Annotated in this window: 23 protein-coding genes; 10 read left to right on the forward strand and 13 right to left on the reverse strand. The window is 72.7% G+C overall.

What is annotated here, in order from left to right; genetic code table 11:
* Positions 1 to 218: 218 nt before the first annotated feature.
* Both EIW28_RS02895 and EIW28_RS02900 read left to right on the forward strand, forming a co-directional pair.
* Complete coding sequence (locus tag EIW28_RS02895) at positions 219 to 2,276, forward strand: cellulase family glycosylhydrolase (RefSeq protein ID WP_125246200.1); 2,058 nt, start codon at positions 219 to 221, stop codon at positions 2,274 to 2,276.
* 332 nt (positions 2,277 to 2,608) lie between these two features.
* A complete protein-coding gene (locus EIW28_RS02900) occupies positions 2,609 to 3,163 on the forward strand; it encodes a hypothetical protein (protein ID WP_125246201.1) in 555 nt (184 codons plus the stop codon).
* On the opposite strand, the gene EIW28_RS24070 is transcribed toward EIW28_RS02900, so the two are convergent.
* Positions 3,141 to 3,287, reverse strand: coding sequence for a hypothetical protein (locus tag EIW28_RS24070; RefSeq protein ID WP_158630269.1), 147 nt, complete (start codon positions 3,285 to 3,287; stop codon positions 3,141 to 3,143). The genes EIW28_RS02900 and EIW28_RS24070 overlap by 23 nt on opposite strands.
* A 99-nt stretch (positions 3,288 to 3,386) precedes the next feature.
* Here EIW28_RS24070 and msrA point away from each other — a divergent pair, with 99 nt between their 5' ends.
* Positions 3,387 to 3,941, forward strand: coding sequence for a peptide-methionine (S)-S-oxide reductase MsrA (gene msrA, locus EIW28_RS02905; protein WP_125246202.1), 555 nt, complete (start codon positions 3,387 to 3,389; stop codon positions 3,939 to 3,941).
* A 94-nt stretch (positions 3,942 to 4,035) separates the two neighbouring features.
* On the opposite strand, the gene EIW28_RS02910 is transcribed toward msrA, so the two are convergent.
* Positions 4,036 to 7,185, reverse strand: coding sequence for an AfsR/SARP family transcriptional regulator (locus tag EIW28_RS02910; RefSeq protein ID WP_125246203.1), 3,150 nt, complete (start codon positions 7,183 to 7,185; stop codon positions 4,036 to 4,038).
* A 180-nt stretch (positions 7,186 to 7,365) separates the two neighbouring features.
* Here EIW28_RS02910 and EIW28_RS02915 point away from each other — a divergent pair, with 180 nt between their 5' ends.
* Positions 7,366 to 8,028, forward strand: coding sequence for an NADPH-dependent F420 reductase (locus tag EIW28_RS02915; RefSeq protein ID WP_125246204.1), 663 nt, complete (start codon positions 7,366 to 7,368; stop codon positions 8,026 to 8,028).
* A gap of 132 nt (positions 8,029 to 8,160) precedes the next feature.
* On the opposite strand, the gene EIW28_RS02920 is transcribed toward EIW28_RS02915, so the two are convergent.
* Positions 8,161 to 8,967: a hypothetical protein gene (locus EIW28_RS02920; protein WP_125246205.1), complete on the reverse strand. Its 807-nt coding sequence runs from the start codon at positions 8,965 to 8,967 to the stop codon at positions 8,161 to 8,163.
* A gap of 134 nt (positions 8,968 to 9,101) precedes the next feature.
* Here EIW28_RS02920 and EIW28_RS02925 point away from each other — a divergent pair, with 134 nt between their 5' ends.
* The gene (locus EIW28_RS02925) at positions 9,102 to 9,593 is read left to right on the forward strand and encodes an SRPBCC family protein (protein ID WP_125246206.1); all 492 of its coding nucleotides are present in this window, start codon (positions 9,102 to 9,104) and stop codon (positions 9,591 to 9,593) included.
* A gap of 131 nt (positions 9,594 to 9,724) precedes the next feature.
* Here EIW28_RS02925 and EIW28_RS02930 read toward each other — a convergent pair whose 3' ends face one another.
* Both EIW28_RS02930 and EIW28_RS02935 read right to left on the reverse strand, forming a co-directional pair.
* Positions 9,725 to 10,354 (reverse strand): TetR/AcrR family transcriptional regulator C-terminal domain-containing protein, encoded by a 630-nt coding sequence (locus EIW28_RS02930; RefSeq protein WP_125246207.1) that lies wholly within the window; start codon positions 10,352 to 10,354, stop codon positions 9,725 to 9,727.
* A gap of 12 nt (positions 10,355 to 10,366) precedes the next feature.
* A complete protein-coding gene (locus EIW28_RS02935) occupies positions 10,367 to 11,254 on the reverse strand; it encodes a CPBP family intramembrane glutamic endopeptidase (protein WP_197717034.1) in 888 nt (295 codons plus the stop codon).
* Positions 11,255 to 11,518: 264 nt separating this feature from the next.
* On the opposite strand from EIW28_RS02935, the gene EIW28_RS02940 reads away from it, so the two are divergent.
* Positions 11,519 to 12,223, forward strand: coding sequence for a GH12 family glycosyl hydrolase domain-containing protein (locus EIW28_RS02940; RefSeq protein ID WP_125246208.1), 705 nt, complete (start codon positions 11,519 to 11,521; stop codon positions 12,221 to 12,223).
* 106 nt (positions 12,224 to 12,329) lie between these two features.
* Here EIW28_RS02940 and EIW28_RS02945 read toward each other — a convergent pair whose 3' ends face one another.
* The 3 genes from EIW28_RS02945 to EIW28_RS02955 form a co-directional block, all read right to left on the reverse strand.
* A complete protein-coding gene (locus EIW28_RS02945) occupies positions 12,330 to 12,908 on the reverse strand; it encodes a dihydrofolate reductase family protein (protein WP_125246209.1) in 579 nt (192 codons plus the stop codon).
* Between the two features lie 66 nt (positions 12,909 to 12,974).
* Entirely contained in the window at positions 12,975 to 13,808 is an 834-nt protein-coding gene (locus EIW28_RS02950; protein WP_187350561.1) for a helix-turn-helix domain-containing protein, read from the reverse strand.
* A gap of 99 nt (positions 13,809 to 13,907) precedes the next feature.
* Positions 13,908 to 14,309 (reverse strand): nuclear transport factor 2 family protein, encoded by a 402-nt coding sequence (locus EIW28_RS02955; protein WP_158630270.1) that lies wholly within the window; start codon positions 14,307 to 14,309, stop codon positions 13,908 to 13,910.
* 117 nt (positions 14,310 to 14,426) lie between these two features.
* Here EIW28_RS02955 and EIW28_RS02960 point away from each other — a divergent pair, with 117 nt between their 5' ends.
* Positions 14,427 to 15,005 (forward strand): TetR/AcrR family transcriptional regulator, encoded by a 579-nt coding sequence (locus tag EIW28_RS02960; RefSeq protein WP_125246211.1) that lies wholly within the window; start codon positions 14,427 to 14,429, stop codon positions 15,003 to 15,005.
* A 47-nt stretch (positions 15,006 to 15,052) separates the two neighbouring features.
* Here the strand turns inward: EIW28_RS02960 and EIW28_RS02965 are convergent, their stop codons facing one another.
* From EIW28_RS02965 to EIW28_RS02975, 3 genes are all read right to left on the reverse strand, one after another.
* Positions 15,053 to 16,387 carry a hypothetical protein gene (locus EIW28_RS02965; RefSeq protein WP_125246212.1) on the reverse strand — a complete coding sequence of 445 codons (1,335 nt, stop codon included), beginning with the start codon at positions 16,385 to 16,387 and terminating at the stop codon, positions 15,053 to 15,055.
* A complete protein-coding gene (locus tag EIW28_RS02970; protein ID WP_125246213.1) occupies positions 16,387 to 16,896 on the reverse strand; it encodes a SigE family RNA polymerase sigma factor in 510 nt (169 codons plus the stop codon). Before EIW28_RS02970 ends, EIW28_RS02965 begins: the two co-directional genes overlap by 1 nt.
* A 71-nt stretch (positions 16,897 to 16,967) precedes the next feature.
* Positions 16,968 to 17,813 (reverse strand): helix-turn-helix domain-containing protein, encoded by an 846-nt coding sequence (locus EIW28_RS02975; RefSeq protein ID WP_158630271.1) that lies wholly within the window; start codon positions 17,811 to 17,813, stop codon positions 16,968 to 16,970.
* Between the two features lie 114 nt (positions 17,814 to 17,927).
* Here EIW28_RS02975 and EIW28_RS02980 point away from each other — a divergent pair, with 114 nt between their 5' ends.
* Positions 17,928 to 18,731 carry a class I SAM-dependent methyltransferase gene (locus EIW28_RS02980; protein WP_158630272.1) on the forward strand — a complete coding sequence of 268 codons (804 nt, stop codon included), beginning with the start codon at positions 17,928 to 17,930 and terminating at the stop codon, positions 18,729 to 18,731.
* Positions 18,728 to 19,330, forward strand: a complete 603-nt coding sequence (locus EIW28_RS02985) for a dihydrofolate reductase family protein (RefSeq protein ID WP_125246216.1) — start codon at positions 18,728 to 18,730, stop codon at positions 19,328 to 19,330. The genes EIW28_RS02980 and EIW28_RS02985 overlap by 4 nt, the downstream gene beginning before the upstream one ends.
* Before the next feature lie 39 nt (positions 19,331 to 19,369).
* Here EIW28_RS02985 and EIW28_RS02990 read toward each other — a convergent pair whose 3' ends face one another.
* Together EIW28_RS02990 and EIW28_RS02995 are read right to left on the reverse strand one after the other, a co-directional pair.
* Positions 19,370 to 20,398 carry a hemolysin family protein gene (locus EIW28_RS02990; protein ID WP_125246217.1) on the reverse strand — a complete coding sequence of 343 codons (1,029 nt, stop codon included), beginning with the start codon at positions 20,396 to 20,398 and terminating at the stop codon, positions 19,370 to 19,372.
* Entirely contained in the window at positions 20,395 to 21,762 is a 1,368-nt protein-coding gene (locus EIW28_RS02995; RefSeq protein ID WP_125246218.1) for a hemolysin family protein, read from the reverse strand. Before EIW28_RS02995 ends, EIW28_RS02990 begins: the two co-directional genes overlap by 4 nt.
* A 282-nt stretch (positions 21,763 to 22,044) precedes the next feature.
* On the opposite strand from EIW28_RS02995, the gene EIW28_RS03000 reads away from it, so the two are divergent.
* Complete coding sequence (locus EIW28_RS03000; protein WP_125246219.1) at positions 22,045 to 25,056, forward strand: alpha-mannosidase; 3,012 nt, start codon at positions 22,045 to 22,047, stop codon at positions 25,054 to 25,056.
* Positions 25,057 to 25,083 lie beyond the last annotated feature (27 nt).

Consider the following 25,083-nt stretch of genomic DNA (forward strand, 5'->3'; position numbering starts at 1 on the left):
GGCCGACCCGATGGGGTGGAGGACAACGGCTGGTTCGCATGCGGCGGAGCACCCATCGTTCGTTTCATTGATTGACAAACATGAGTGCATCTGCGTACGGTGAGACCGAGCACGCCATGAATCGAAATACCTCGATTGACGCGTCCCGGCGACCCCGTGCAGCACGGCCGCCCCGATCTCCACCCATGCGAACCTCCACTCTCCGGCAAGGAGTCCCCATGAGTCCCACCACACTCCATAGCAGACGGCTGCGCCTCGGCGTGATCGCGGCGTCCGCCGTCGCGGCCATGACGGCCGGCCTCCTCGGCGCGGTCGGCGCGCAGGCCGCCCAAGGCTGCGAGGTCGAATACGAGGTCACCGGCGAATGGCCGGGCGGCTTCATCGCCGCCGTGGAGGTCACCAACCTCGGCGATCCGGTCGACGGCTGGAGCCTCGAATGGACCTGGCCCGACGGCCAACGCGTCACGAACATGTGGAACGCGAAGCACACCGCCGCCGGCGAGACGGCCAAGGCCGAGAGCCACGGCTACAACGCGGCGATCGCCACCGGCGACTCGGCCGCGTTCGGGTTCACCGGTTCCTGGTCGGGTGAGAACACCGACCCCACCGACTTCCGCCTCAACGGCCGCCTCTGCGACGGCTCCACCGGCGAGCCCACGGAGACGCCCACGGGCGGCCCCGGCGAGTGGGACAACGCCGTGGAGCAGGTCGCGGCCATGGAGCCGGGCTGGAACGTCGGCAACACGCTCGACGCGCTGGGCGGGGAGACCGCCTGGGGCAACCCGATGATCACCGAGGAGCTGCTCCAGACCGTCAAGGCCGAGGGCTACAACTCGATCCGGCTGCCGGTCACGTGGGACGAGTTCACCGGTCCCGCACCGGATTACACGATCGCACCGGAGCGCATGGAGCGGGTGGCGCAGGTCGTGGACTGGGCGCTGGAGAACGACCTCCAGGTCATGCTGAACCTGCACCACGACTCGTGGATGTGGCTCGACGAGCTGCCGAACGACCACGACAACGTGATGGCGAAGTTCGAGTCGATGTGGGCGCAGATCGCGGAGCGCTTCAAGGACTACCCGGCGGGCCTGTCGTTCGAGAGCAACAACGAGCCCCAGTTCGTCGGCGCGGAGAACGAGGCGGGCGACCCGTACAACGAGGAGCTCAACCAGGCGTTCTACGACGTGGTCCGCGGCTCCGGCGGCGGGAACGCCGACCGGCTGCTGATCCTGCCGACCCTGAACACGAACGCCGCGCAGGAGCGGTTGGACCCGGTCAAGGCCATGATCGGGCGGCTCGACGACGACATGGTCGGGGCGACGATCCACTACTACGGGTTCTGGCCGTTCTCGGTGAACATCGCCGGGTTCCCGACCTATGAGGAGCAGTCCCGCGCGGACCTGCTGGGCTCGTTCCAGCGGACGCACGACACCTTCACGGCGAACGGCATCCCGGTCATCGTGGGCGAGTGGGCGATCCTGAACTACGGCTACACCGGTCCCGAGGTGGTCGAGTACGGCGAGATGCTCAAGTTCTTCGAGGAGATGCAGTTCGAGGCCCGGGACAAGCAGTTCACGACGATGATCTGGGACGCGGGCCAGTTCCTCAACCGCAACACCCTCGAATGGCGCGACCAGTACATCGCCGACCGCATCGCGTCCAGCTGGACGACCCGCTCGGGCTCGACCTCGTTCGACCGGATCTACCTCGAGAAGTCCGGGACGATCACCGACGTCTCGCAGACGCTGAACCGCAACGGGCTCGAGTTCGAGGGCCTGTGGCACGGGGACACGGCGCTGGTCGAGGGGACCGATTACACGGTCTCGGGCGACACGCTCACCATCGCGGCCGCGACCCTCACCCGCCTCGCGGGCGACCGCGCCTACGGCACGAACGCGACGATCGAGGCCCGCTTCTCTGCGGGCGTCCCGTGGCGCATCAACGTGATCAGCTTCGACACGCCCGTGCTCGCGGACGCGACCGGGACGACCTCACTGGTGATCCCGACGCAGTTCAACGGCGACCACATCGAGCAGATGGAGGCGAGGTACGCCGACGGCTCCAACGCCGGCCCCGCCTCCTGGACGCCGTACCAGGAGTCCAACGTGAGCTGGCTCCCGAACTACGCCGGCGGCACGATCACCGTTCCGAGCTCCTTCGTGAACGCGATCCGGGACGGCGAGCCCGTCACGATCACCTACCACTTCTGGGGAGGCGACTCGGTCACCTACACGGTCACCAAGACTGGCGGCACGGTGATCGGAACGGCCTCTTAGGACGGTCTCTTCAGGTGAGGGGCCCGGCGGTTTTCCGCCGGGCTCTGCGCCGTATCCGTCCCGGCCCGGGTTCCGTTCCGGCAGGCGCTATCGGGGGCGCTCACCCAGTCCCTCATGTGGGTCACCACCGGCGACGAGGTGTACCGCAAGAACGCGATCCAGGCCCTCCGCACCTTCCGTTGTGGCGCTGAGGTGTTCGGACATTTCAGCCATGGACGAGCATCCTATGCCCTCCCGGCAGGGCCGTGAACGCCGACGATTTCCTCCTCGTGACCGCAGTGGTGTCCGGCACCTATGATCGGAAGTCTGGCATCCGTCGATCGGAGACCCTCATGAGCCGAAACCCGAGCACCCCGCAGCCGAAGCCGAACCGCTCCGAGTCCGCGGTCATCCTCTCCTTCACACTGGCGGCGATCCTCCTCGCCTACGCGATCGTCCTGCTGGACGCCGCCGGCCCCGCCAGGGACGCCGTCGCGGAGATCCTGAAGCACGGCGATGACTTCGGCGTGAACTACCTCCCCGATCTCGACTTCATCGTCGGCGTCCGATTCGTCTTCTCGGGCGTCCTCTACCTCGTCCTCGCCGTCGCGTTCGCGGCGCTCGCGGTCGCCTCCCGCATCGGGCCGCGGTGGTCGGTCGTGGCCCTGGGAGTGTTCTGCATGGTCGGCACCCTCGTAGTCCTCTACCTGACCGTGGCCCAGGGCCTGAGTCGCAGCTTCGTCGGCTACGAACTCACGAGGATGCTGCACTCGGCAGCGCCGCCGTGGGTCGCGCTGACTGACGGGATGCCCGCGCTCACGACACTCTTCGGACTGCCGCTCGTGGGCATCCTGCTGATCAGACAACATCTCCGCAACGCCGATCTCAGTCACCGAATCGCGCCGTAGCCGATCGCCGGCGCGGGGAGATCTCGCTGGTCGAGGGCAGGGCCCGCAGGAGGAGGAACACGCTCGTGGCGTCGAGGTCGAAGGGCCGGTCGAAGCCGGCCTGGTCGTGCCGTTCGAACGTCACAGGCCGTGGTTCTCGGGGGCGGGACCAAATCGGGGTCCGGGGGTGTTGTGCCCAGTGAGCGCCGTCCGAGGCGCCGGAGCATCACGAAGGAGCACAGCGATGACCAGCGGTATCACCGACACCGGAGCCATCACCCGCCAGCCGGGCACCGAGACGGCCGTGCTGGCCGGCGGCTGCTTCTGGGGGATGGAGGACCTCATCCGCCGCCAGCCGGGCGTGCTCGCGACCCGCGTCGGCTACACCGGCGGGACGAACGACCACGCGACCTACCGCAATCACCCCGGGCACGCCGAGGCCGTCGAGATCGTCTTCGACCCGGCGCAGACCACCTACCGGGACGTCCTGGCGTTCTTCTTCCAGATCCACGACCCCACCACGCTCAACCGCCAGGGCAACGACCTCGGCACCAGCTACCGGTCGGCGATCTTCCCGCTCACCCCCGAGCAGGAGCGGATCGCGCGCGACACGATCGCCGACGTCGACGCCTCGGGCCTGTGGCCGGGCAAGGCCGTCACGACGATCGAGCCCGCCGGCCCGTTCTGGGAGGCCGAGCCCGAGCACCAGGACTACCTGCTCAACTACCCGAACGGCTACACCTGCCACTTCCCGCGCCCGGACTGGGTGCTGCCCGCCCGCACCGCGAGCGCCGAGTGACACGCTGACGGGGCGTCACGGTCGACGCGGCGAGCCCTGGTGCGGGCGAGGGCGCACGACCCGGTGACGCTCCTGACGCCCCGATCACTCGGGGTCAGCGGGATTCGGCTGCGGCGAGGATGCGGTGGGCTGCGGCTTCGGCTGGGCGGTGGCCGGTCTCCTTGCAGAGTTCCAGGGCCCGCCAGGCTGAGGCCGCGGCGGAGGACGGGCGGCCCTGGGCGAGTTCGATGGCGGCGATCTGGTTGTGCGCCTGGGCTTCCAGGAAGCGGTACTCGCCGGCCTCGGCCGCGTCGAGGGCCCGGGCCGCCGCGGCGCGGGCGGGTTCGGGACGGCCGCTTCGCAGGAGTGCGCCGGCGCGGCCGATGAGCGCTTCGACGCGGTGGAACGCGGTGGCGTCCTGCTCGGTCATCGCGAGCGCGCGGTCGTACACCGCGATGGCGGCGTCGTACTCGCCCGCGGCGTCGCGGGCCGCGGCGAGGGTGACCATGGCATGGGTCCGGATCCGGTGGTCGGCCGCGTCGGTCCTGGTGTCCACCACGTGCTCCGCGAGTTCGAGCGCGGCCGCGACGTCGCCTTCGGCGAGGCGCAGGCGCGCGGTGGCCCCCTGGAGGTCGCCGGACTTGTCGTAGCCGGGTCCCGAGCGTTCGAGTTCGGCGGCCGCGGCGAGGCGGGCGGCGGCGGCCTCGGGCCGGCCGCGGAAGAGCTCGATCTCGGCCAGGTGGATGAGCACGACGGGCTTGACGGAGTCGGCGCCGATCTCGTCGGCGACCTCCAGTGCCTGGTGGAAGTAGGCGACGCCGGGTTCGAGGTCGCCGAGGAGCGAGTGGAGGATGCCGAGCCAGTGCAGGTTGACGCATTCGGCGTGGCGCTCGCCGACGGCCCGGTTGTCGCGCAGCGCGGCGTCGAGGTGGCGCAGGCCCTCGCGCATGCGCCCGAGGTAGAACGCGCCCGCGCCGAGGTTGAACTCGGCGGCCGCCGCGCCGGCGGTCCAGCCGCACAGCCTCGCGTGCGCGGCCGCGGCGAGGCCGTGCGCAGTGGACTCGCCGGTGCGGTTCGACCGGATCAGGGCGCAGGCCATGACGAGTTCGGCGGCGGCGAGGCCGGGCACGTCGCCGGCCGCCTCGGCCGCGGCGAGGGCCGCGCGGCCCAGGCGGAGCCCGTCGCTGCCGAGCATGCCGCGCCAGACGTGGCCGCGCAGCATGTCCGCGAGCCGCCAGGCGGTCGCGGGCTTCCCGTCCCGGGCGGCGAACTCGACGGCCGCCACGAGGTTGCTCCACTCGGCCTTGAGCCACTCGGCGGCCTCGGCGGTGGTCGTGATCGGGGCCGCGGCGGCGTCGGCGGGCCGCGGCAGGCCGACCTCTTCGGGGCACAGGAGCGACCTGCACGCGTGGGCGCAGCTGAGGTACCAGTCGAGGAGTCGCGTCGCGGCCGCGTCCCGGTCCGGTTGCGGCTCTTCGCAGTCCAGGAGTTCGGCGGCGTAGAGGCGGACGAGGTCGTGCAGGCGGTACCGGCCCGGGCGCCCGTGCTCGACCAGGTGGGCGTCGACGAGGCGGCGGAGCGCGTTCGACGCCTCGCAGGGCGCGCCGCCGACGAGCGGGAGGACGCTGTCGGGTCCGAAGTCGGGGCCGGGGGTCAGGGCGAGGCGCCGGAAGAGGCGGGCGGTGTCCGGGTCGAGGGCGCGGTAGGACCAGGAGAAGACCGCCCGGAGGTCCGCGGCGTCCTCGTCGCCCGCGAGCGCGTCGAGGCGGGTGGTCTCCAGCTCGTCGGCGATGGCGGCGAGCGGGTGGTCGGGGCGGGTGGCCGCGCGGGCGGCGGTGATCGCGAGCGCCAGCGGCAGGCCGGCGCACGCGGCGAGGATGCGGTCCACCGACGCAGGTTCGGCGCCGGGCCGCTCGTCGCCGAGCTGGCGGCGGAGCAGGTCGGCGGCTTCGCCCGGGGTGAAGGTGCCGAGTTCGATGATGCGGGCGCCGTGGGAGGCGGCGAGCCCGACGAGCCTGCTGCGGCTGATGACCACGGTGTGGACCTGCGGCGAGTTCGGCAGGAGCGGGCGGACCTGGGCCGCGTCCTGGGCGTTGTCGAGGATCAGCAGGCGGCGTTCGCTGCCGACGACGGTGCGGTAGAGGCTGATCTGCGCGTCGACGTCGGCCGGGATGCGGCGCGATTCGACGCCGAGGGCGCCGAGGAGCTGCCGGACCGCTTCGGTGGGCGTCATCGCCGCGGCGTTCGGCGCGAATCCCCGCAGGTCGATGTAGAGCCGCCCGCCGGGGAACTCGCGGGCGGCCCCGTGGGCCCAGTGGAGGGCGAGCACGGTCTTCCCGATCCCGCCCGGCCCCGCGAGGATGACGAACGGGGTCGCGCCGGCCTGGACCGATTCGTCGAGTGCCGTGAGCGCGTCGCCGCGGCCGGTGAAGGCGGCGGTCCCGGTGGGGAGGGTGACCGGCGCCGGGGCGGGGTCGGGCGCGGGTTCGAGCGCGGGATCAAGCGCGTGGTCGGTGGCGAGGTCGAGCGCCGGGTCCTCGCGGAGGACGGCGGTGTGGAGGTCGCGCAGGGACTTGCCGGGGTCCGTGCCGAGTTCGTCGGCGAGGCAGTCGCGGACCTCGGCGAAGACGCGGAGGGCCTCGGGCCCGCGGCCGCAGCGGTACAGCGCGAGCATGTGCTGCTCGGCCAGGCGCTGGCGGTGGGGGTGCTCGGTCCGCAACCGCTGGAGTCCACTGAGGAGTGACGCGTGGCGGCCGAGTTCCAGCCCGATGTCGATGCGCTCCTCGGTGAGGGCGAGCCGGAGGTCGTCCAGGCGCCGCGCCGCCAGTTCCAGTTCCCGGCCGGTGAACCCGGCGAGGGAGGGCCCGCGCCACTCGGCCAGCGCGTCGCCGAGCGCCGCCTCGGCCTCGACGAGCCGTCCCGAGGCGCGCAGGCGGCGCGCTTCGGCCGCGCTGCGCTCGCAGCGCAGGGTGTCGAGCTCATGGTCCTCGACGCGCATGAGGTAGCCGGAATCGGACTTCTCGAGCCGGTCGCCGGCGGGGCCGAGCCGGCTGCGCAGCGCGACCGCGATGTTCTGCACCTGCCTGACGGCGGTCGTCGGCGGCCGGCCTTCCCACAGGGCCGCGACGAGCCGGTCGGTGGGGACGGTCCGGTTCGCCTCGTCGAGCAGGACCGCGAGCAGCCGGGGGTGGTGTCGGCCGCCGATCGCCAACGGGCCGTGCGACGTGCGGACTTCGAGCGGACCGAGTATTCGGAAATCCAACATGGTCCGACCTCCTTAGTGATCCGATTCTATAAGGCGAGGTCTCCTCGCCCCGGCGACCGCGGCGCACGGGACGGCCGTGCCGATTCCGTGCCGGGTTCGTGCGGGGAGGCGCCACGCTGGGCGGAAGGTCCGCGGCGCCGCCCGCGCCGCGAACCGTCCCCGCACCGCGAAGGAGCCCCCATGCGCATCGCCGTCCTCGGCACCGGGACGGTCGGCCGCACCGTCGCCGCCCGGCTGCTCGAACTCGGCCATCAGGTCACGACCGGCACCCGCGACCCCGAGGCGACCGCGGCCCGCGCCGCCGCGGGCGAGTCCTATCGCGACTGGGCCGCACGGGTGGGCGCCGCGACGGCGACCTTCGCCGACGCCGCCGCGGCCGCGGAGGTGGTCGTGAACGCCACCAGCGGCGCGGCCAGCCTCGGCGTCCTGGCCCAGGCGGGCGCGAAGCACCTCGCCGGGAAGATCCTGATCGACATCGCCAACCCGCTCGACTTCCCCGACGGCGGGCCGCCCGCGCTGCTCTACTGCAACGACGACTCGCTCGGTGAGCGCATCCAGCGCGCGTTTCCCGACGCCCGCGTGGTCAAGACCCTGAACACGCTCACCGCCGAGCTCATGGTCCGCCCCGGATCGCTGCCCGACGCCGGCACCGTGTTCGTCTCCGGCGACGACGCGGGCGCCAAGACCACGGTCGCCGGCCTGCTCAAGGAGTTCGGGCACACCGACGTCATCGACCTCGGCGACATCACCACCGCCCGCGGCGCCGAGATGCTCCTGCCCGTCTGGCTGCGGACCATGGGCGCGCTCGGCACCGCCGCGTTCAACTTCAAGGTGGTCCGCTGACGGCCGGGGCCGCGGCGCGCACGAGCGGGGCGGCGGGGCGGAAGCCCGGCCGCTCCTCGGCCGCGGGCCGGGACGCGCACCGCCCGGCCCGCGGCCGTCAGCGGCGCTTGACGTCGAAGTCGGTGCGGCGGTTCAGTATTCGCGCCGCCGCCGGTTCCCGGCCTCGACTCCGTTCTCGACACCGGTCCGGACGCCGGACGCCTTGCGCCGCTTGGTGTCCACGCGCTGGAGCGTCACCGTGACGACCACCAGCGCGACCTCGAGCAGGATCGACGCCACCGCGAGCCAGCCGATGCCGAAGGTGAGCGCGATGGCGATGACGACGGCGTTGATCACGAGGAACGGCATGAGGAGCAGGGCCGCCCGGTTGCGGCGGAAGTTGGCCTCGGAGGTGTCCAAGGAGTGCTCCGCCATCGCCTGGCGGGGGCGCAGCAGCACTTGCAGCGGCCACAGGACGACCACGAAGAAGGCGAGGGCGAGCAGGAGGCCCGCGACATAGCCGAGCAGGCCGAACATGATCGAGGGCAGCGGCGGACCGTCCGCGGCGAACCAGTAGTGCCACTTGTCCGCGGCCTGCGCGGCCGCGATCGCGCCGGTGGCGTGGAGCGTGAGCTCGGTGGCGAGCATGGCGACCACGGCGCCGGCGGCCCCGAAGAACGGGAAGGCGAACCATCTCGCCTGGATCGAGCGCATCGACAGGTCGCGGTCCCGGGCCCAGGCGAGTTCGAGCGTCGGGAACGCGCCGGCCACGGCCGGGCCGAGGAACATGAGCCAGCTCGCGGGGTTCTCGCCGTCGGGATCGCCGACCGCGATGACGAGGCCCCAGGCGCTGGCGAGGGTGCCGAGGACGGCGACGATCCGCGCCGGGACGCTGTAGTGCGTCGCGAGCCAGGCGCGTGCGGTCTTCGGAGGTCTTCTTCGGGGTTGCTGTCCTGCCATGCCGCGGATAGTAACAACGCGCGTCCCGCGTCGGCGGGCGCCGATTCGCGCCCCCGTGCCTCCGCCGTGCCCGACTCGTGCGGCCGATCGCTACGGTGGCGCTGGCAGTGCTCACGACGACGCTGGAGGTTGCGATGCGGAACGTCCATTCGCGCAGGATCGGCGCCCCCGCCGGGACGGTCGGCGCCCTCCTCGACACCTTGGCCGGCGACGGCGACCGGCTGTGGCCGAGCCCCGCGTGGCCGCCGCTCCGACTGGACGGGGGCCTGCGGGTCGGGGCCGCCGGCGGCCACGGCCCGATCCGGTACCGCCTCGGCGAATACGAGCCGGGACGCCGCGTCCGCTTCACGTTCGCCCCGCGTGCGCCGCTCGACGGCTACCACGAGTTCACCGTGGCCGCGGACGGCGACGACGCCTCCGTGATCACCCACGAGATCCGCGCCCGGCCGCGCGGCCTCGGTGTCGTCCTCTGGCCCGTGCTGCTGCGCTGGATGCACGACGACCTGCTGGAGGAGCTGCTCGACAACGCCGAGCGCCATGCCGCCGGCCCGGTCGCGCGGCCCCACCGCAGGGGGCCCTGGGTCCGGCTGTGCCGCCGCCTGCTGGGTCCCGCGCCGCGGTGGTGAATTCCGCTGCGCTGAAGACGCTGCGGGCCGGGAACGTCGCCTCTTGCGCCGACTTCGACGCCGCACCGCTCGACCACCGGCTGCCTTCGGGTTGAGCGGGCCCGGGACGCCGGCTCCCGGGCCGTCACCCGTCAGTCGCTCCAGCCGCCGATGAGGGCGGCCAGGCCGCGTTCGAACTGGTCGTCGGGGGCGAGGGCGTAGCCGCCCGCGATCTCGCGGACGAGGAACGGGTGCGTCTGCGGCGTGACCGTCGCCAGCGCGGCCGCGACGGGGCCGGTGGCCTCGTCGCCGAGCGCGGCGCTCGTCTCCGCGAGCACCTTCCCGATCGTGTACCCGGCGAGGCAGTCGATGAGGACCATCGCGTCCCGGCCTGCGAATCCCGCCCGGTGCAGGCGGGCGAGGATGCCCTCGACGAGCGCGAGCATCGCGGGCGAGACGGCCGGGCGCGTCCCGACCACGGGGGCGGCGCGCGGATGGGCGAGCAGCCGCCTCCGGAAGGCGCGGAAGACCTCGCCGATCACGAACTGCCACGACTCGCCGTCCGACGGCGCGGGCAGCTCGACGCCGCCCCACAGGTGCTCGACGATCCCGTCGAGCACGGCCGCCTTGTTCGGGAGGTGGTGGTAGACGGCCATGGGGTCGACGCCGAGCCGCTCGCCGAGCATCCGCATCGTCAGCCGGTCGACGCCCGCTTCGTCGACGATCGCGAACGCGGCCTCGATGATCCTTTCGCGCGTCAGTGGCGGTCGGTCCTCGGTCATCCGCACACTGTCTCACGGGCGTCCGAAGAACAGCTCCCGGTCCTTGACGACCACGACCGCGGCGAACGCGAGGAGCAGCCCGGTCTGGATGAGCTTCGTGTCGGGGTCGGTGAGGAGGACTTCGTTGGCGAAGTTCGCGGTGAGGTGGAAGGCGACGGGCACGAGGATGCTGCGGCCGGCCCGGTAGTAGAGCCAGTTCATCACGATCACGAACGCCACCATCGACACCGGGAAGTTGAGGGTGTGGATCCACCCCAGCTCGACCACCTCTTCGTGGTAGTAGCCCTCGATGAAGCCGAGCGGCAGGTGCCAGAGCGCCCAGATCACGGTGAAGAGCATCGAGGCCGGGAAGACGCGCATGCGGCGGACGAGGGTGTCGGTGCCGTAGCCGTGCCAGGCGATCTCCTCGAGGACGGCCGCGCCGGCGAGCGTCACCCAGACCGGCAGCAGGCCGGCGGTGAAGGTGTAGCCGCCGCGCAGGAGGAACTGCTCGGGGCTGTATCCGAAGAGGAGGGAGACGGCGGTCGCGGCGAGGATGCTCGCGGGGGCGAGGAGGAACGCGAGCGCGAGGAACGCGGCCGGCGCCTGGCGCGGCCACCGGAGCCGGTGCAGCACATCGGTCTTCAGTTCGGGGCGCCGGGCCACGAGGGCGGCGAGGACCGCGACGGGCGCGACGAGTCCGGCGACGCTGAGGGCGGCCGTCCACCACCGCAGTCCGGCGGTCTGCGGTTCGAGGTGGCTGAGGTAGGCGGCGGCGAACCAGCACGCCCAGGGGATCGCGGTGGCCAGGCCGTAGAACAGGAACGGGCGGTCGTAGCGCTCGGCGACGGGGTCGATCCCGCGCGAGTCGATCGTGAGCGTGGGCGCGGTCATGAGGGGCTCCTCTACGGTGTAGAACATTTACCTCTACACCGTAGAGCCCTGCTGCACGGATGTGGCACGGACGCGGCACGGGTCACGCGTCCAGTCCGCACTTCGGTTCCGCGCGTTGGCGTTCGAGCGGCCCGTCAGATCGATTGAGCGAGTTTCTTTGTTATCTGATGAAACTGCTTTGTCAGGTTCGGTCCGGGTATGGACTTCATGTTTGTTACATGATCTAATCAACTCATCGGCATTCATACATCTATGAATGTCGAAGGATGAACCGAGAAAGGCGGGTCCTCCATGCGACGCAGATCGCTCCTCACCGCAGCCCTGGCCGCCCCCCTGGCCACCGCCGGCGCCGTCGGCGCCCTCCAGTCCCCCGCGCAGGCCGCCGCCTGGTACACGGAGGACGACTGGGGGAAGTGGACCGACGGCGCGTACACCGTGAACAACCACGTCTGGGGCTCGGGCGCCGGCGCCCAGTCGATCTGGGCGAACTCCTACTCGAACTGGGGCGTGTGGGCCGACCACCCGAACACCGGGGGCGTCAAGTCCTACCCGCACGTCAGCTACCAGCTCGGACGCGACGTCTGGAACATGGGCAGCGTCTCCGCCAACACCAACGTCACCGTGCCCACCGGCTCGAACCTCGCCTACTGCACCACCTACGACGTGTGGGGCAACGGCCACGACTACGAGATCATGATCTGGACGCAGTACCACGGCGCGGTCGGCCCGATCGGCTCGTACGTCACCGACGTGAGCCTCGGCGGCCAGAACTGGGCCTTCTACCAGGGCAGCAACGGATCGAACGCGGTCTACAGCTTCCTGGCGCGCAACCACAGCACCGACACCTGGGTCGACATCACCGCGCACGCCCAGTGGCTGGTGGCGAACGGCCGCATGCCGCGCGTCACCATCGGCGAGATCGCGTTCGGCTTCGAGATCACCTCGTCGGTCGGGGGCCGCAACTTCAACCTCAACAGCTACGGGCTGTGGACGTAGCGACGGGGAGACCCCGGATGCCGGGCGAGAGCACCCGGAGCAGAGACAAAACCCCTTGGGGCGCAAGCACTTGCCGCGCCCCAAGGGGTTCCTCGCGTCGGCTCGGTCAGCGGCGCACCTGGTAGCGCAGGTGGAGGACCCGGTGGCCCTGGACCACCTCGGGGTCCTCCAGCAGGTGCTGCGCGTCGACCGATCCGAAGTAGCGCCTGCCGGAGCCGAGGACGACGGGCGCGACGTCCATCCGCACCTCGTCGACCAGGCCGGCGGCGAGCGCCTGGCCGCCGACGTCGCCGGAGGCGATCTCGACCAGGCGGTCGCCCGCGAGCTCCTGCGCCTTGGCCACGGCCGCTTCGATGCCGTTCACGAAGTGGAACGGCGCCTTGGGGTCCCAGCCGTCGGGCGGCGGCCGGTGGGTCACGACGACGACGTGGTCGACCCCGGCCGGCGGGACGCCGTCCCAGCCGTCGGTCAGGTCGAAGACGCGGCGGCCGGCGACGGTCACCCCGATCTCGTCCCAGTACGCCCGGGTGTAGTCGTAGGACGTCTGCGACACCTTCAGCGCGCCGCTCTCGTCCAGCGGCACGTCGCCGCTGGTCAACCACTCGAAGAGCGGTCCGGGCTGGTCGTGCTCGTCCGCGATGAAGCCGTCGACCGAGACCGTGCTGTACATGACCACTCTGCCCACCGGGCTCTCCTCTGCTCTGGGTTGCCCTCAACGTAACGCGCGGCGGGCCGCCGGTCTTGTAAGAAATCAATCGGCCGGGAGCGGCCAGCCGTCGAAGACGTGGCCGGGGTGGTCGCGCAGGAAGCGCCGCCGCACCTCGAGGTAGCGGGTGGGCGTGAAGCCGGTGAACGCCCGGAACTCGTGGCCGAAGTGCGCCTGGTCGAAGTAGCCCGCGCGGACGGCGAGCTCGCCCCAGTCGACCGGCCCGGCGGGATCGATCGCGAACACGGCGGCGGCGAAGCGGTGGATGCGGGCCAGGCGCTTGGGCGTGACGCCGACGAGCTCCTTGAACCGCTGCGCCAGATGCGTCGAGCTGACGCCGGCCGCCGCGCTCAGGTCGCCGATCGCCACCGCGCCGCCGTTCGCCGCGATGAGTCCGCTCGCGCGGCGGACCAGGCCGAGGCCGGCACTGTCGCGCAGTCGCCGCGTGAGCTCGTGCTCGAGCAGCGCCAGCATCGCGTGCGGTCCGGCCGCCGCGGCCAGCCGGTCCCGCAGCTCGGCGGCGGCCGGTCGGCCCCAGACCTGTTCGAGCGTCACCGGCCGGTCGCACAGCTCGGCCGCGGGCATCGCCAGGAACGGCGCCGCGCCCCACGGCTTGAAGTGCACCCCCACGGACCGGGTCCAGCGGGGATAGGAGAACTCGTACGCGCGCGTCGGCATGGTGACCACGCAGCCGTCGGCGTATTCGGCCGCCTCGCCGCCGCTCCGGATCTGGAAGGGCGCCCCGAGGTTGACGATGAGCAGCGCCGACGGGGCCGGCGGCAGCGTCAACCACGGGTAGGGCGCCGTGCCTTCCAGGAAGTAGAGGTCGTCGATCAGCCCGTTCAGCGGCGGCCGCGGCACTCGGGACACGTACTCCATGCGCCCAGCATCGCTCACCCCGCCGACATCGAGCGGCCGGACGGCGCGACCCGCGTCGGCCGTCCGGCGCGGCCGCCGCTCGGCTGTGAGTCCGCGGCGCTAGGAGCTCGCAGTGCCAAGGGCCTCGGGTCGCAGGTTCAGCGCCTGGGTGATCGCGAGGACGTCCTGGTACTCGCGCCAGAGGCGGACGAGGCCGTCGCGGACCTGGAGGACCGCGATGAAGGTCGCCGAGGCGGTCGTGCCGGTGGTGGTGACGGTGCCGGTGAGCTCGTACTCGACGACGAGGGTCCCGGGGTCGGCGGTCTCGCGTGTGGACAGCTCCGTGAAGCGGGTGAAGCGGATCGGGAGCGGCCTGGAGCGGTAGAACGCGAGCCAGGCGTCGCGGCCCTCGTGGCGGCGCAGACCCGGGGGCGAGAACGGGGTCTCCACCACCACGTCCTCGGCGAGGAGCTCGGCGGGGAGGAGGGTGGCGTCCTCGGGGCGCATCAGTGCTTCCTGCATGCGGCCGTAGACCTCTCGTGCGGACAGCGCCATGACCGGATCTCCCGAAGTAAGATGAGTGGAACTCGACTTCGAATATAATGAGTGTGACTCATTTTGACAAGGGGGGACGGCTCCATGGCACCAGACGGCGCGAACCGCGAGCGGCCGGTGCGGGCGGACGCCCGGCGGAACCGGGCGCGGATCCTGGAAGCGGCCGAGGCGGTGTTCGCCGAGCAGGGCGCGGCCGCCGCGACCGACGCCGTCGCCGCACGGGCCGGGGTCGCCATCGGCACCGTCTTCCGGCACTTCCCCACCAAGCCCGACCTGCTCAAGGCCGTGGTGATGGGTCTGCTGGACCACCTTGTCGCCGAAGTGGACGCGATGGTCGAGGACCGGGACGCGGCCGGGGCCCTGTTCGACCTCGCCGCGCTCGTGATGTCGATCGGGGCCCGGAACCGGGCCGTGTTCGAGCGGCTCTCCGAGACCGGCGTCCAGGTCCGGGTGGCGGACGCGCTCGCGCGCCTCGAACCGTCGATCGCGGTCCTGCTCGACCGGGCCAAGGACGCCGGCGCCGTCCGCGGCGACCTGCTCCCCGAGGAGTTCACCGCCGTCCTCGGCGCGCTGTGCCAGGAGGCGATCGCCGCCGACTGGACCGAGCCGTTCCGCGGGCGCGTGCTGGACCTCCTGTTCGACGGCCTGCGTCCAGCGGGCTAGGGCGCCCGGCGGGCGGGCCCGGAGCCGGGCCCGCCCTGCCTTGCGGGTCAGCGGATCTCGTCGAGGACGGCGTCCAGAGCGGTGAAGTCGACCGGCGGGAGCTCGGCGCCTTCGACCGGTTCGACTCCGACGCCGATCAGCCAGCCGTCGCCCGTGCGGTATTCGAGGGCGGTGAGGCTCGGACGGTCGTCGCCGACGGTGCGGTGGACCGAGATGTCGCGTCCCGTGGTCGCGATGTCGCATGCGGCGACGGCGCACTGCGCGGCCGCGGAGGCGACCGCTTCGGGGTCCTCGCCGGGGTCCGCGATCGGCTCGGCCTGGAGGTAGATCCGGACGGCCTCGCCCGAGTCGAGTTCGGCGAGGACGAAGGCCATGCGGGTGGACTCGCTGCCGTAGACCGGACCGCCGTACTCGGCGACGCCGGCCTCCAGGCGGACGATCTCGGCCGTGCCCGTCTCGACCGCGATGCCCGGGAGGGCGTGCTCGGCCGCGGCGGCGAGGTCGTCGGTGAGGTCGTCCCAGGCGGGCGGCTCGGCCTCGGGGGCGTCGGCGGCGGGAATGGACGTGAGGATGTCGATGATCTCGTCGGTGGTCGGCGCGGGCCGGTCGGACTCGAAGTGCAGTGTGAAGGTGAGGGAGACGACGACGCCGTCGCGGAAGAGGTACGCGCCCACGGCCGGGTACTCGCCCCCGCCGCTCTCGGTCTCGGGGTCGAGGAACGAGGTGCGGGTGCCCTCGACCGTCAGGACCCGGCCGGCTTCGGTGTCCTCCCAGGCGCACTCGGCGTTCTCGTTGTACTCGCACTCCTCCTGCTCCAGTTGCGACTCGGCGTCGCCGCCGCCGGTCTCCAGGACGCTCCCGGTGAGGCGGGCCCAGTCCGCGCCGTCGCCGAACGCCACCGATTCGTCCAGGACGTAGCCGGTCCCCTCCACGGCGTGGAAGCCGTCGTGGTCGGGCCGGGTGGTGTAGCAGGAGCCGAGCGGTTCGGCCCCGAGTCCGGCCAGCGCGTCGAAGAGCACCCGGTTGTAGGCGGCGGCTGTGCGCAGCTGCTCGTCCGTCTGGTCTTCGGGGAGCGGGCAGTCGCCGTGGTCGCTGCGGGACCAGCGTTCGAGGAACGCCTCGTCGGCGGGGGTCGCGGGGAGGTCGTCGGGGGCGCCGCCGGCGGGGGCCGGTTCGGCGTCGTCGCGGAGCGACATCGGGATGCCCACGGCCGCACCGAGGGCGAGCACGGCGGCCGCGGCGCCGGCGACGGCGATGCCGAGCTGCCTGCGGGCCGCGCCGCGCCTGCCGAGGCGGACGATGGCGTCGGGGTCCACGCGGTCGACGTCGACCGGGCCGGAGGCGGCGCTGCCGAGCAGGCGCCGCACCTCGTCTTCGTTCATCATCTGCTCCCTTGGTCGGCGAGAATGGAGGCGGCGTAGTGGTCGCGCAGGGTCTTCAGGCCCCGCGAGGTGTTGCTCTTGACGGTGCCGGCGCTGCACCGCAGGATGCGGGCGGTCTCCTCGACCGACCGGTCCTCCCAGAACCGGAGGACGAGCGTGCCCCGCTGCTTGAGCGGCAGCCGGGCGAGGAGGGCGGCGGCCTCGGCCTGGCCGCCGTCCCCCCTGGCCGGCTCGGCGGGCCGGTCGGGCGGGTCGGCGTAGGCGTTCTCGCGGCGGAACCAGCCGCGGCGGGTCTGGTCGATGATGGCGTTCGCGAGGATGCGCCGCGTGTACGCGTCGACGGTCTCGCGCCGGGCCCGGTTCCACGCGCCGTACAGCTTCACCAGCGCGGTCTGGACGGCGTCCTCGGCGTGGTGCCAGTCGCCGCAGGTGAGGTACGCCGTTCGGAGCAGGGCCGCGCGGTGGTTCTCGACGTAGTCGCGGAACTCGCGCTCGGATTCGGGGGTCATGGGTCGCCTTTCGTCGCGTCCGACGCCGTTTCTACGGAACGGGCGCTCCCCGGGGTTGCATGCGATCCGGTTCAGGCCCGGGACGCGGCCGCCTCGGCGCGCAGCAGCGGGGCGAACGAGGCCGCGTGGTCGTGGCCGCAGGCGCAGGAGCGCCGGGTCTCGGCGAGGAAGGCGCGCGGCGGGAGGCCGGTGAGGCGCACGCATTCGCGGGTGAGGTGGGGCTGGTCGGCGTAGCCGGCGCGGAGCGCGAGGTCCGCGATGCCGTCGCCGGTGGGCTTGCGGCCCTGGGCGATCGAGCGCTGCACGAGGGCGAGGAGGCCCTGGAAGCGCAGCAGCCGGTGCAGGGTCTTGGGGGCGAGGCCGACGGCGGCCCGGAAGCGGCGGCGCAGCTGCGTCTCCGAGAGGTGGAGCGAGGCGCGCAGGGAGGTCACATCGGTTGCGCGCCACGGCATGAGGCCTCGCACGGCCTGGGAGACGAGCGGATCGGGACCGGCGGCGTGGGCGAGGACGTGGCGTCGCATGGCGGCCAGCGCGGCTCGCGGGTCGGCCGCGTCGGCGAGCGGGGCGGTCGCGGGCCACACGTCGGCGGCGTCGATCGCGAGACCGGTCAGGTCCGAGGCGGGTCGCCTCGCGACCGCGGCGAAGGCGCCCGGGTGGAACCGCATGCCGACGACGACCGCGCCGGGGGCGAGGACGTGGGCGAGGGGCGCGGTGAGCGGGCCGACGACCCGCGGGGGCGAGCCGAGTTCGCAGACGAGTTCGGCGGCGCCGTTGGGGATGCGCCGGTGGAGGTACGGGGCGGCGTCGGGCGCGACCTGCTGGACCCAGACGGCGGAGACGAGGCCGCGCAGCGCCGGGTCGGGCGGGCGCTCGGTGTGGCTCTGCCCGCCCGCGGGCGGCGCGGGGAACCGGGTCATGGGTCCAGTATGGCGCGGGGACGGCCGCGGAAGGACGCCCGGTTCGTTCAAGATCGGGCCGCGGGTGCGGCCATAGGCTGCGTTCATGTCGGATCTCATCTGCCGGGTCGCCCGGTGAGCGCGTCGGTCCAGGGCGAGCTCTGGAGCAGTCACCCGCGGGCCTGGGCCGAGACGGCCGAGGGCCGCATCCGGCCGCTGTACGAGCACGTGCTCGACCGGTGCCCGGCGCGGCCGGGGCTGCGGCTCCTGGACGCCGGCTGCGGGTCGGGCCTGTTCGCGGAACTGGCCGCGCGCCGCGGCGCCGAGGTGGTGGGGCTGGACGCGGCGGCGGGGCTCGTCGAGTACGCGCGCGGACGGCGGACCGCGGCCCGGTTCACCGTGGGCGATATCGAGCGCCTGCCGTTCCCGGACCGCGCGTTCGACGTCGTGACCGCGTTCAACTCCGTGCTGTACGCCGACGACCCGCGCCGCGCGCTCGCCGAGATCGCGCGCGTGACCGGGCCGGGGGGCCGCGCGGTGGTCACCGTGGGCGCCGGGCCCGAGCAGGCCGCGAGCGCGGCCGTGATCAACCCGCTCGCCGCCCGCGGCGACGTGCCCGGCCCCGGCGGGCTCGACCTGGCGGACACCGCGGCGGTCCGTGCAGTGCTGCTCGACGCCGGGTTCGCTTCCGTCGCGGCGGAGGACGTCGCGTTCGACGTCCGGTTCGCGAACGCGGACGAGGCGGTCGCCGCCCAGCTCCCGGCCGGACCGGTGGCGGCCGCGGTGCGGCGCTCCGGCCGCGCCGCGGTGGAGTCGGCGCTGCGGGCGTTCTTCGCGCCGCGCACGGGACCCGACGGGACGGTCCGCATGGGACTGGTCTTCCGCTTGCACCTCGCCGGGCGAGGTGCCACTGCTGAGGAAACGGATGGAATGCCATGAAACTCACGACATACACGCAGGTCACGGTCGACGGCGTGGTCCAGGGGAACGGCGGTCGCGGCGAGAACCGCAGCGGCGGTTTCGACCGCGGCGGCTGGGCCATCGCGCCGTTCGACGACGAGGCGATGGAGATGGTCGACCGGACGTACCGGAGCGCGGACGCGTTCCTGTTCGGGCGGCGGACCTACGACCTCTTCGCCCGCTACTGGGGCGTGATGGAACCGGGCCGCAGCCCGATCGCCGACGCCTTGAACGCGCGGCCGAAGTACGTCGCCTCGACCACGCTCGCGGCGCCCCGGTGGGCGGGCACGACCGTCCTCTCAGGAGACGTCGCGGCCGCCGTGCGGGAGCTGAAGTCCGCGCCCGGCGGGGAGCTCCAGGTGCACGGCAGCGGCACCTTCGTCCGCTGGCTGCTCGCCCACGGGCTGGTCGACGAGTTGACGCTGCTGGTCTGCCCCGTGATCGTCGGCCAGGGGACGCGCCTGTTCCCCGAGGACGGGCCGGACCTCGCGCTCGACCTGGTCGAGTCGCGCTCGTTCCCGAAGGGCATCGTGGCCCAGACCTACCGGCCGGCCGGGCGCCCGGTGTACGCGGACTGATCCCCGGCCGCGCGGCGGACGCCGCGCGGCCGGGGCCGTTCAGGCGCTGGCGGCGTCCTGGACTTCGCCGATCAGCTCTTCGATGATGTCCTCGAGGAAGAGGACGCCGGTGACGGTGCCGCCCGCGGCCGCGACCAGGGCGACGTGCGCGTTCCGGGAGCGGATCTGGGCGAGGGCGTCCTCGAGTTCGGCGGCGGCCTCGACGGTCGGGAGGTCGCGGAGGCGGTCCGCGGGGATCGGCTCGTCGAGGTCGGTGAGGTCGAGGACGTCCTTGAGGTGCAGGTAGGCGTGCGGGGCCTCGCCGTTGCGGACGACGTACCGGGAGTACCCGGAGGCCGAGACCGCCTCCTGCACCTGGCGGGGCGTCGGGTCGGCGGGGAGGAGGACGAGGTCCTTCATGGGGACCTCGACGTCGGCGACGGTCTTCTCGGTGAACTCGAAGGCCGCGGTGAGCGTGCCGGAGTCGTCCACGAGGGTGCCTTCGCGCTGGGACTCCTCGACGATGGTCGCGACCTCGTCGATCGTGTAGGCGCTCTGGGCCTCGTCCTTGGGCTCGATCCGGAACAGGCGCAGGATCGCGTTCGCGACCCAGTTCAGGGCCCAGATCAGGGGTCGCACGAGGCGGGAGACGAAGACGAGCGGGGGCGCGAGGATGAGCGCGGCCCGGTCGGGGACGGAGAACGCGATGTTCTTCGGGATCATCTCGCCGAACACGACGTGGAGGAACGTCACCAGCAGCAGCGCCACCGCGAACGCGACGCCCGTGACGGCGGTCGGCGAGAGGCCGGTCCAGCCGAGCGGGTATTCGAGGAGGTGGTGGATGGCCGGTTCGGAGACGTTCAGGATGACCAGGGAGCAGACGGTGATGCCGAGCTGGCTGGTGGCGAGCATGAGCGTCGCGTGCTCCATGGCCCACAGGGTGGTCCGGGCCGCGCGGGAGCCGGCGGCGGCGCGCGGCTCGATCTGGGAGCGGCGGGCCGAGATGACGGCGAACTCCGCGCCCACGAAGAAGGCGTTGGCGACCAGGAGGACCACCAGCCAGATCAGTCCGGGAAGGTATTCGCTCATCGGTCGGTCTCCTGCTCGAACGTCTCCATGATGCGCTCGCGAGTCCCGCCGAAGGCCGGGTCGGTGGCCGGGTCGTCGGGCAGGTAGCGGAGCCGGTCGATGCGCGAGCCGGTGAGGCGGTCCACGCGCAGGAGGCCGCGGTCGAGGCGGATCTCCTCTCCCAGTTCGGGAATGCGCTCGAGCGTGTCGAGGACGTAGCCGGCGACGGTCTCGTAGTCCTCGCCTTCGGGGATGCGCACGCCCGCGCGCTCCCACAGCTCGTCGGGGCGGAGCGAGCCGGCGAGCACGATCGAGTCGGCGTGCTTGACGACGAGGTTCTGGCGGCGGTCGTGCTCGTCGTGGACTTCGCCGAGGAGCTCCTCGACGAGGTCTTCGAGCGTGACGATGCCGGCGGTGCCGCCGTACTCGTCGACGACGACCGCGATCTGGAAGCCGCGCCCGCGCAGCGTGCCCAGGAGCGAGCCGACGCCGGCGGTCTCGGGGACCTTGAGCGGCTCGGACATGAACTCGGTGACGGGGACGGCGCCGCGGCGGCCGGGCTCGATCCCGTACGCGGTCTTGACGTGGGCGACGCCGATGACGTCGTCGACGTCCTCGCCGAGGACGGGGAAGCGCGAGTGCCCGGTGCGGGCGGCCTCGGCGATCACGTCGGCGGCGGTCGCGGTGCCGTCGAGGGTCACCGCGTTCACGCGCGGGGTCATGACCTCGCCGGCGGTGTGGGTGGAGAAGGTGAGCGTGCGGTGGAGCATCGCCGCCTCGTCGCGGTCGAGCGCGCCCTCGGTGGCCGAGCGGCGGATGAGGAAGCTCAGCTCCTCGGCGCTGCGCGCCCCCGACAGCTCTTCCTTCGGCTCGATGCCCATCGCGCGGATGGTGCGGTTCGCGGTGCCGTTGAACAGCAGCACGATCGGCTTGAAGACGTACGTGAACCCGATCTGGAACGGGACCACGAGCTTCGCGGTGGCGAGCGGGACGGCCAGCGCGAAGTTCTTGGGCGCGAGCTCGCCGAGGATCATCGAGAACAGGGTCGCGAGCGCGACGCCGATGACCGCGCCGATCGGGCTGACCGCGGACGCGGCGACGCCGAGCCCGAGGAGCGGTTCGCGCAGGAGCGAGGAGATGGCCGGCTCGAACGTGTAGCCGGCGAGGAGGGTGGTGAGGGTGATGCCCAGCTGCGCGCTGGAGAGGTGCGTGGAGGTGACCTTCAGCGCCTTGATGGTGGGCCCGAGGCCCTTCTCGCCGCGCGCTTGACGGCGCTCCAGTTCGGCCCGGTCGAGGTTGACGAGGGCGAACTCGGAGGCGACGAACAGTCCGGTACCGATCGTGAGTACGACACCCGCGAGGATGCCCCAGACTTCGGTGCTCAACGCTCACCTCGCTGCGGGGCCGCCGGGGCCGGCGGCCGTCGAGTCGAGGTGAGCCAGGGTTTATGGCTGGGTGAATCGTCCATGCCGACGAGGATAGCGGTGCCCGGGCGCGTTTTGCAGGGTGTCGGCGACCGGATCACACGCCGTGTCGGATTCTGCCCGGTCTCGACCGTTTCGCGGACCGGGGCGGAGGGCTTAGACTCGCATCGGCCGCGGGCGCACCGGTCCGGGGCCGGCCCGGCACGCGAATGCTCGTTCCCGTTCTCCACCAAGGAGTCTCAATTGCATCAGCAGCAGCACGCCGTGAAGGAACGCGTCGACCGGTTCATGCGGGAGCGGCTCCGGCCGGCGCAGACGCGGGCGAGCGCGCCGGTCCGGGTGGAGGCGTGGGCGGCGCCCGGGGAGCCGGTGCCGTTCGCCGAGGCGGTGGCGCAGTCGTACACGCTGGTCGAGGAGGGTCACGCGTGGGGCCGGGCGTGGAGCACCGTGTGGTTCCGCGTCTCCGGGACCGTCCCGGCCGAGTGGGAGGCCGCGCCCGGGGAGGTCGAGCTGGTCGTGGACCCGGGGTTCGTCGGGGACGGAGCCGGGTTCCAGGTCGAGGCGCTGGTGTTCGACGCCGGCGGGCGGGCGCTGAAGGCGATCGAGCCGAAGAACGACTACGTGCGGCTGGGCCTGGCGCCGGGCGGGTCGTTCGAGCTGTACGTCGAGGCCGCCGCGAACCCGGACGTGTTCACCTCGGGCGAGCGGTACGCGCCGACCCCGTTGGGCCGCTGGGAGACCGCGGGCGAGGCGCCGCTGTACCGGCTGGGCCGGATCGCGGTCGTGCAGCGGGACGCGACGGTGTGGGAGCTGGTGCAGGACGTCGAGACGGTGCGCGGCCTGGCGCTGGAGCTGCCGGAGGGCTCGCCGCGGCGGGCCGAGCTGTTCGCGGCCCTGGACGCGATGGTGGACGCGGTGCACCCGCACGACGTGCACGGCACGGCCGTGGCCGGGCGCAAGGCGCTGCGGACGGTGCTGTCGTCTCCGGCGGCGCGCAGCGCGCACCGGGTGTTCGCGGTGGGGCACGCGCACATCGACTCGGCGTGGCTGTGGCCGGTGCGCGAGACGGTGCGCAAGTGCGCGCGCACGTTCGCGAACGTGCTGGAGCTGATGGACGCCGACCCGGACCTGGTGTTCGCGTGCTCGTCGGCGCAGCAGTTCGCGTGGGTCAAGGAGCACTACCCGGAGCTGTTCGCGCGCATCGCGGAGCGGGTGGCGGAGGGCCGCTTCGTGCCGGTCGGCGGCATGTGGGTCGAGTCGGACACGAACATGCCGGGCGCGGAGGCGATGGCGCGGCAGTTCGTGGAGGGGAAGCGGTTCTTCCTGGAGGAGTTCGGGGTCGAGACCCGCGAGGTGTGGCTGCCGGACTCGTTCGGGTACACCGGGGCGCTGCCGCAGATCGCGCGGGCGGCCGGGGCGGGGTACTTCCTGACGCAGAAGCTGTCGTGGAACGAGGTGAACCGGTACCCGCACCACTCGTTCGACTGGGAGGGCATCGACGGGACGCGGATCTTCGCGCACTTCCCGCCGGTCGACACGTACAACTCGCGGCTCTCGCCGAAGGAGCTGGCGCACACCGAGCGGAACTTCGCGGACCAGGGCCGGGCGACCATGTCCTTGGTGCCCTTCGGGTTCGGTGACGGCGGCGGCGGGCCGACCCGCGAGATGACGGCGGCGGCGCGGCGGGCGGCCGACCTGGAGGGGTCGCCGACAGTGCGGATCGCGCCGCCGATCGTGTTCTTCGAGGAGGCCGAGGCGGAGCTGGAGTCGCGGCCGGTGTGGAGCGGCGAGCTGTACCTGGAGAACCACCGCGGCACGTACGCGTCGCAGGCGCGCACCAAGCGCGGCAACCGGCGCAGCGAGGCGCTGCTGCACGAGGCGGAGCTGTGGGCGGCCACGGCGGCGGTGCGCGCCGGCGCGGCGTACCCGTACGAGCTGCTGCGGCGCTCGTGGCGGACGGTGCTGCTCAACCAGTTCCACGACATCCTGCCGGGGTCCTCGATCGGCTGGGTGTACGACCAGGCCGCGAAGGAGTACGCGCAGATCGAGGCGGACCTGGAGCCGGTGATCGAGGGCGCGGTGGCGGCCCTCGGGGCGGGCGGTGCGGGCTTCGCGAACGCGGGGCCGTACGAGCTCGACGGCGTGCCGGCGTTCGGCGTGGGTCCGCGGCGGACCGGCGCGCCGGTCACCGTGGAGCGACGCGGCGGATCGGTCGTGGTCGCGAACGACGCGGTCGAGGTCGTGCTCGACGGCGACGGGCTCATCACCTCGCTGGTGGACAAGGGGACCGGACGCGAGACGGTGCCGCCGGGCGAGCGCGGCGGCCTGCTCCAGGTCTTCACCGACACGCCGCGGCACTACGACGCGTGGGACGTGGACGTGGAGTACCGCCGCTCGGGCCGCGACCTGGCGGCGGCCGACGACGTCAAGGTCGTGGAGGACGGCGGCGACCGCGCGGTGGTGCGCGTCGCGCGGTCCTGGGGCGCCTCGACGATCACGCAGACGTACATTGTGGAGTCCGGGCGGGCCGCGGTCGACGTCGAGACCGCGGTGGACTGGCACGAGCGCCAGCACATGCTCAAGTTCGCGTTCCCGGTCGACGTGCACACCGCGTCGGCGCGCTCGGAGATCCAGTTCGGGCACATCGAGCGGGCCACGCACACGAACACGAGCTGGGACGAGGCCCGGTTCGAGACGTGCGCGCACCGCTGGGTGCATGTGGCCGAAGGGGACTGGGGCCTGGGCGTGGCGAACGACGCGACCTACGGGCACGACGTGACGCGGCACCCGCGCCGCGGCGGCGGCACGTTCTCGGTGGTGCGCCAGACGCTGCTGAAGTCGCCGCTGTTCCCCGACCCGGAGGCGGACCAGGGCGCGCACGTCTTCCGCACCTCGCTCGTGCCGGGCGGCGTGGCCGAGGCGGTCCGGGCCGGGTACCGGCTCAACCTGCCGCTGCGGCCGGTCGCGGCGGCGGCGGCCGCGCCGCTGGTCGCGGTCGCGAACCCGGCGGTGGTGGTGGAGACGGTGAAGCTCGCGGAGGACGGCTCGGGCGACGTGGTGGTGCGCCTGTACGAGGCGCACGGCACGCGCACCTCGGCGGTCCTGGAGCTGGGCTTCGCGGCGTCGCGCGTGATCGAGACGGACCTCCTGGAGCGCGAGACCGAGCCGGCGGCGGTCGCCGCGAGCGACGCCGCTTCGGTGTCGCTCACGTTGCGGCCGTTCCAGATCGTGACCCTCCGCATCGCAAGGGCGTAGGAGCGGCGGGCCGGGCGGGTCGCCGGG

It is taken from the genome of Glycomyces terrestris (genome assembly GCF_003933745.1).
In the GTDB taxonomy this organism is placed as follows: domain Bacteria; phylum Actinomycetota; class Actinomycetes; order Mycobacteriales; family Micromonosporaceae; genus Glycomyces; species Glycomyces terrestris.

Excerpts from the sequence above, each read along its gene's own strand:
- EIW28_RS02895 (WP_125246200.1), top strand. The coding sequence starts at position 219 with ATGAGTCCCACCACACTCCATAGCAGACGGCTGCGCCTCGGCGTGATC.
- EIW28_RS02900 (WP_125246201.1), top strand. The coding sequence starts at position 2,609 with ATGAGCCGAAACCCGAGCACCCCGCAGCCGAAGCCGAACCGCTCCGAG.
- msrA (WP_125246202.1), top strand. The coding sequence starts at position 3,387 with ATGACCAGCGGTATCACCGACACCGGAGCCATCACCCGCCAGCCGGGC.
- EIW28_RS02910 (WP_125246203.1), bottom strand. The coding sequence starts at position 7,185 with ATGTTGGATTTCCGAATACTCGGTCCGCTCGAAGTCCGCACGTCGCAC.
- EIW28_RS02915 (WP_125246204.1), top strand. The coding sequence starts at position 7,366 with ATGCGCATCGCCGTCCTCGGCACCGGGACGGTCGGCCGCACCGTCGCC.
- EIW28_RS02920 (WP_125246205.1), bottom strand. The coding sequence starts at position 8,967 with ATGGCAGGACAGCAACCCCGAAGAAGACCTCCGAAGACCGCACGCGCC.
- EIW28_RS02925 (WP_125246206.1), top strand. The coding sequence starts at position 9,102 with ATGCGGAACGTCCATTCGCGCAGGATCGGCGCCCCCGCCGGGACGGTC.
- EIW28_RS02930 (WP_125246207.1), bottom strand. The coding sequence starts at position 10,354 with ATGACCGAGGACCGACCGCCACTGACGCGCGAAAGGATCATCGAGGCC.
- EIW28_RS02935 (WP_197717034.1), bottom strand. The coding sequence starts at position 11,254 with ATGTTCTACACCGTAGAGGAGCCCCTCATGACCGCGCCCACGCTCACG.
- EIW28_RS02940 (WP_125246208.1), top strand. The coding sequence starts at position 11,519 with ATGCGACGCAGATCGCTCCTCACCGCAGCCCTGGCCGCCCCCCTGGCC.
- EIW28_RS02950 (WP_187350561.1), bottom strand. The coding sequence starts at position 13,808 with ATGGAGTACGTGTCCCGAGTGCCGCGGCCGCCGCTGAACGGGCTGATC.
- EIW28_RS02955 (WP_158630270.1), bottom strand. The coding sequence starts at position 14,309 with ATGCAGGAAGCACTGATGCGCCCCGAGGACGCCACCCTCCTCCCCGCC.
- EIW28_RS02960 (WP_125246211.1), top strand. The coding sequence starts at position 14,427 with ATGGCACCAGACGGCGCGAACCGCGAGCGGCCGGTGCGGGCGGACGCC.
- EIW28_RS02965 (WP_125246212.1), bottom strand. The coding sequence starts at position 16,387 with ATGAACGAAGACGAGGTGCGGCGCCTGCTCGGCAGCGCCGCCTCCGGC.
- EIW28_RS02970 (WP_125246213.1), bottom strand. The coding sequence starts at position 16,896 with ATGACCCCCGAATCCGAGCGCGAGTTCCGCGACTACGTCGAGAACCAC.
- EIW28_RS02975 (WP_158630271.1), bottom strand. The coding sequence starts at position 17,813 with ATGACCCGGTTCCCCGCGCCGCCCGCGGGCGGGCAGAGCCACACCGAG.
- EIW28_RS02985 (WP_125246216.1), top strand. The coding sequence starts at position 18,728 with ATGAAACTCACGACATACACGCAGGTCACGGTCGACGGCGTGGTCCAG.
- EIW28_RS02990 (WP_125246217.1), bottom strand. The coding sequence starts at position 20,398 with ATGAGCGAATACCTTCCCGGACTGATCTGGCTGGTGGTCCTCCTGGTC.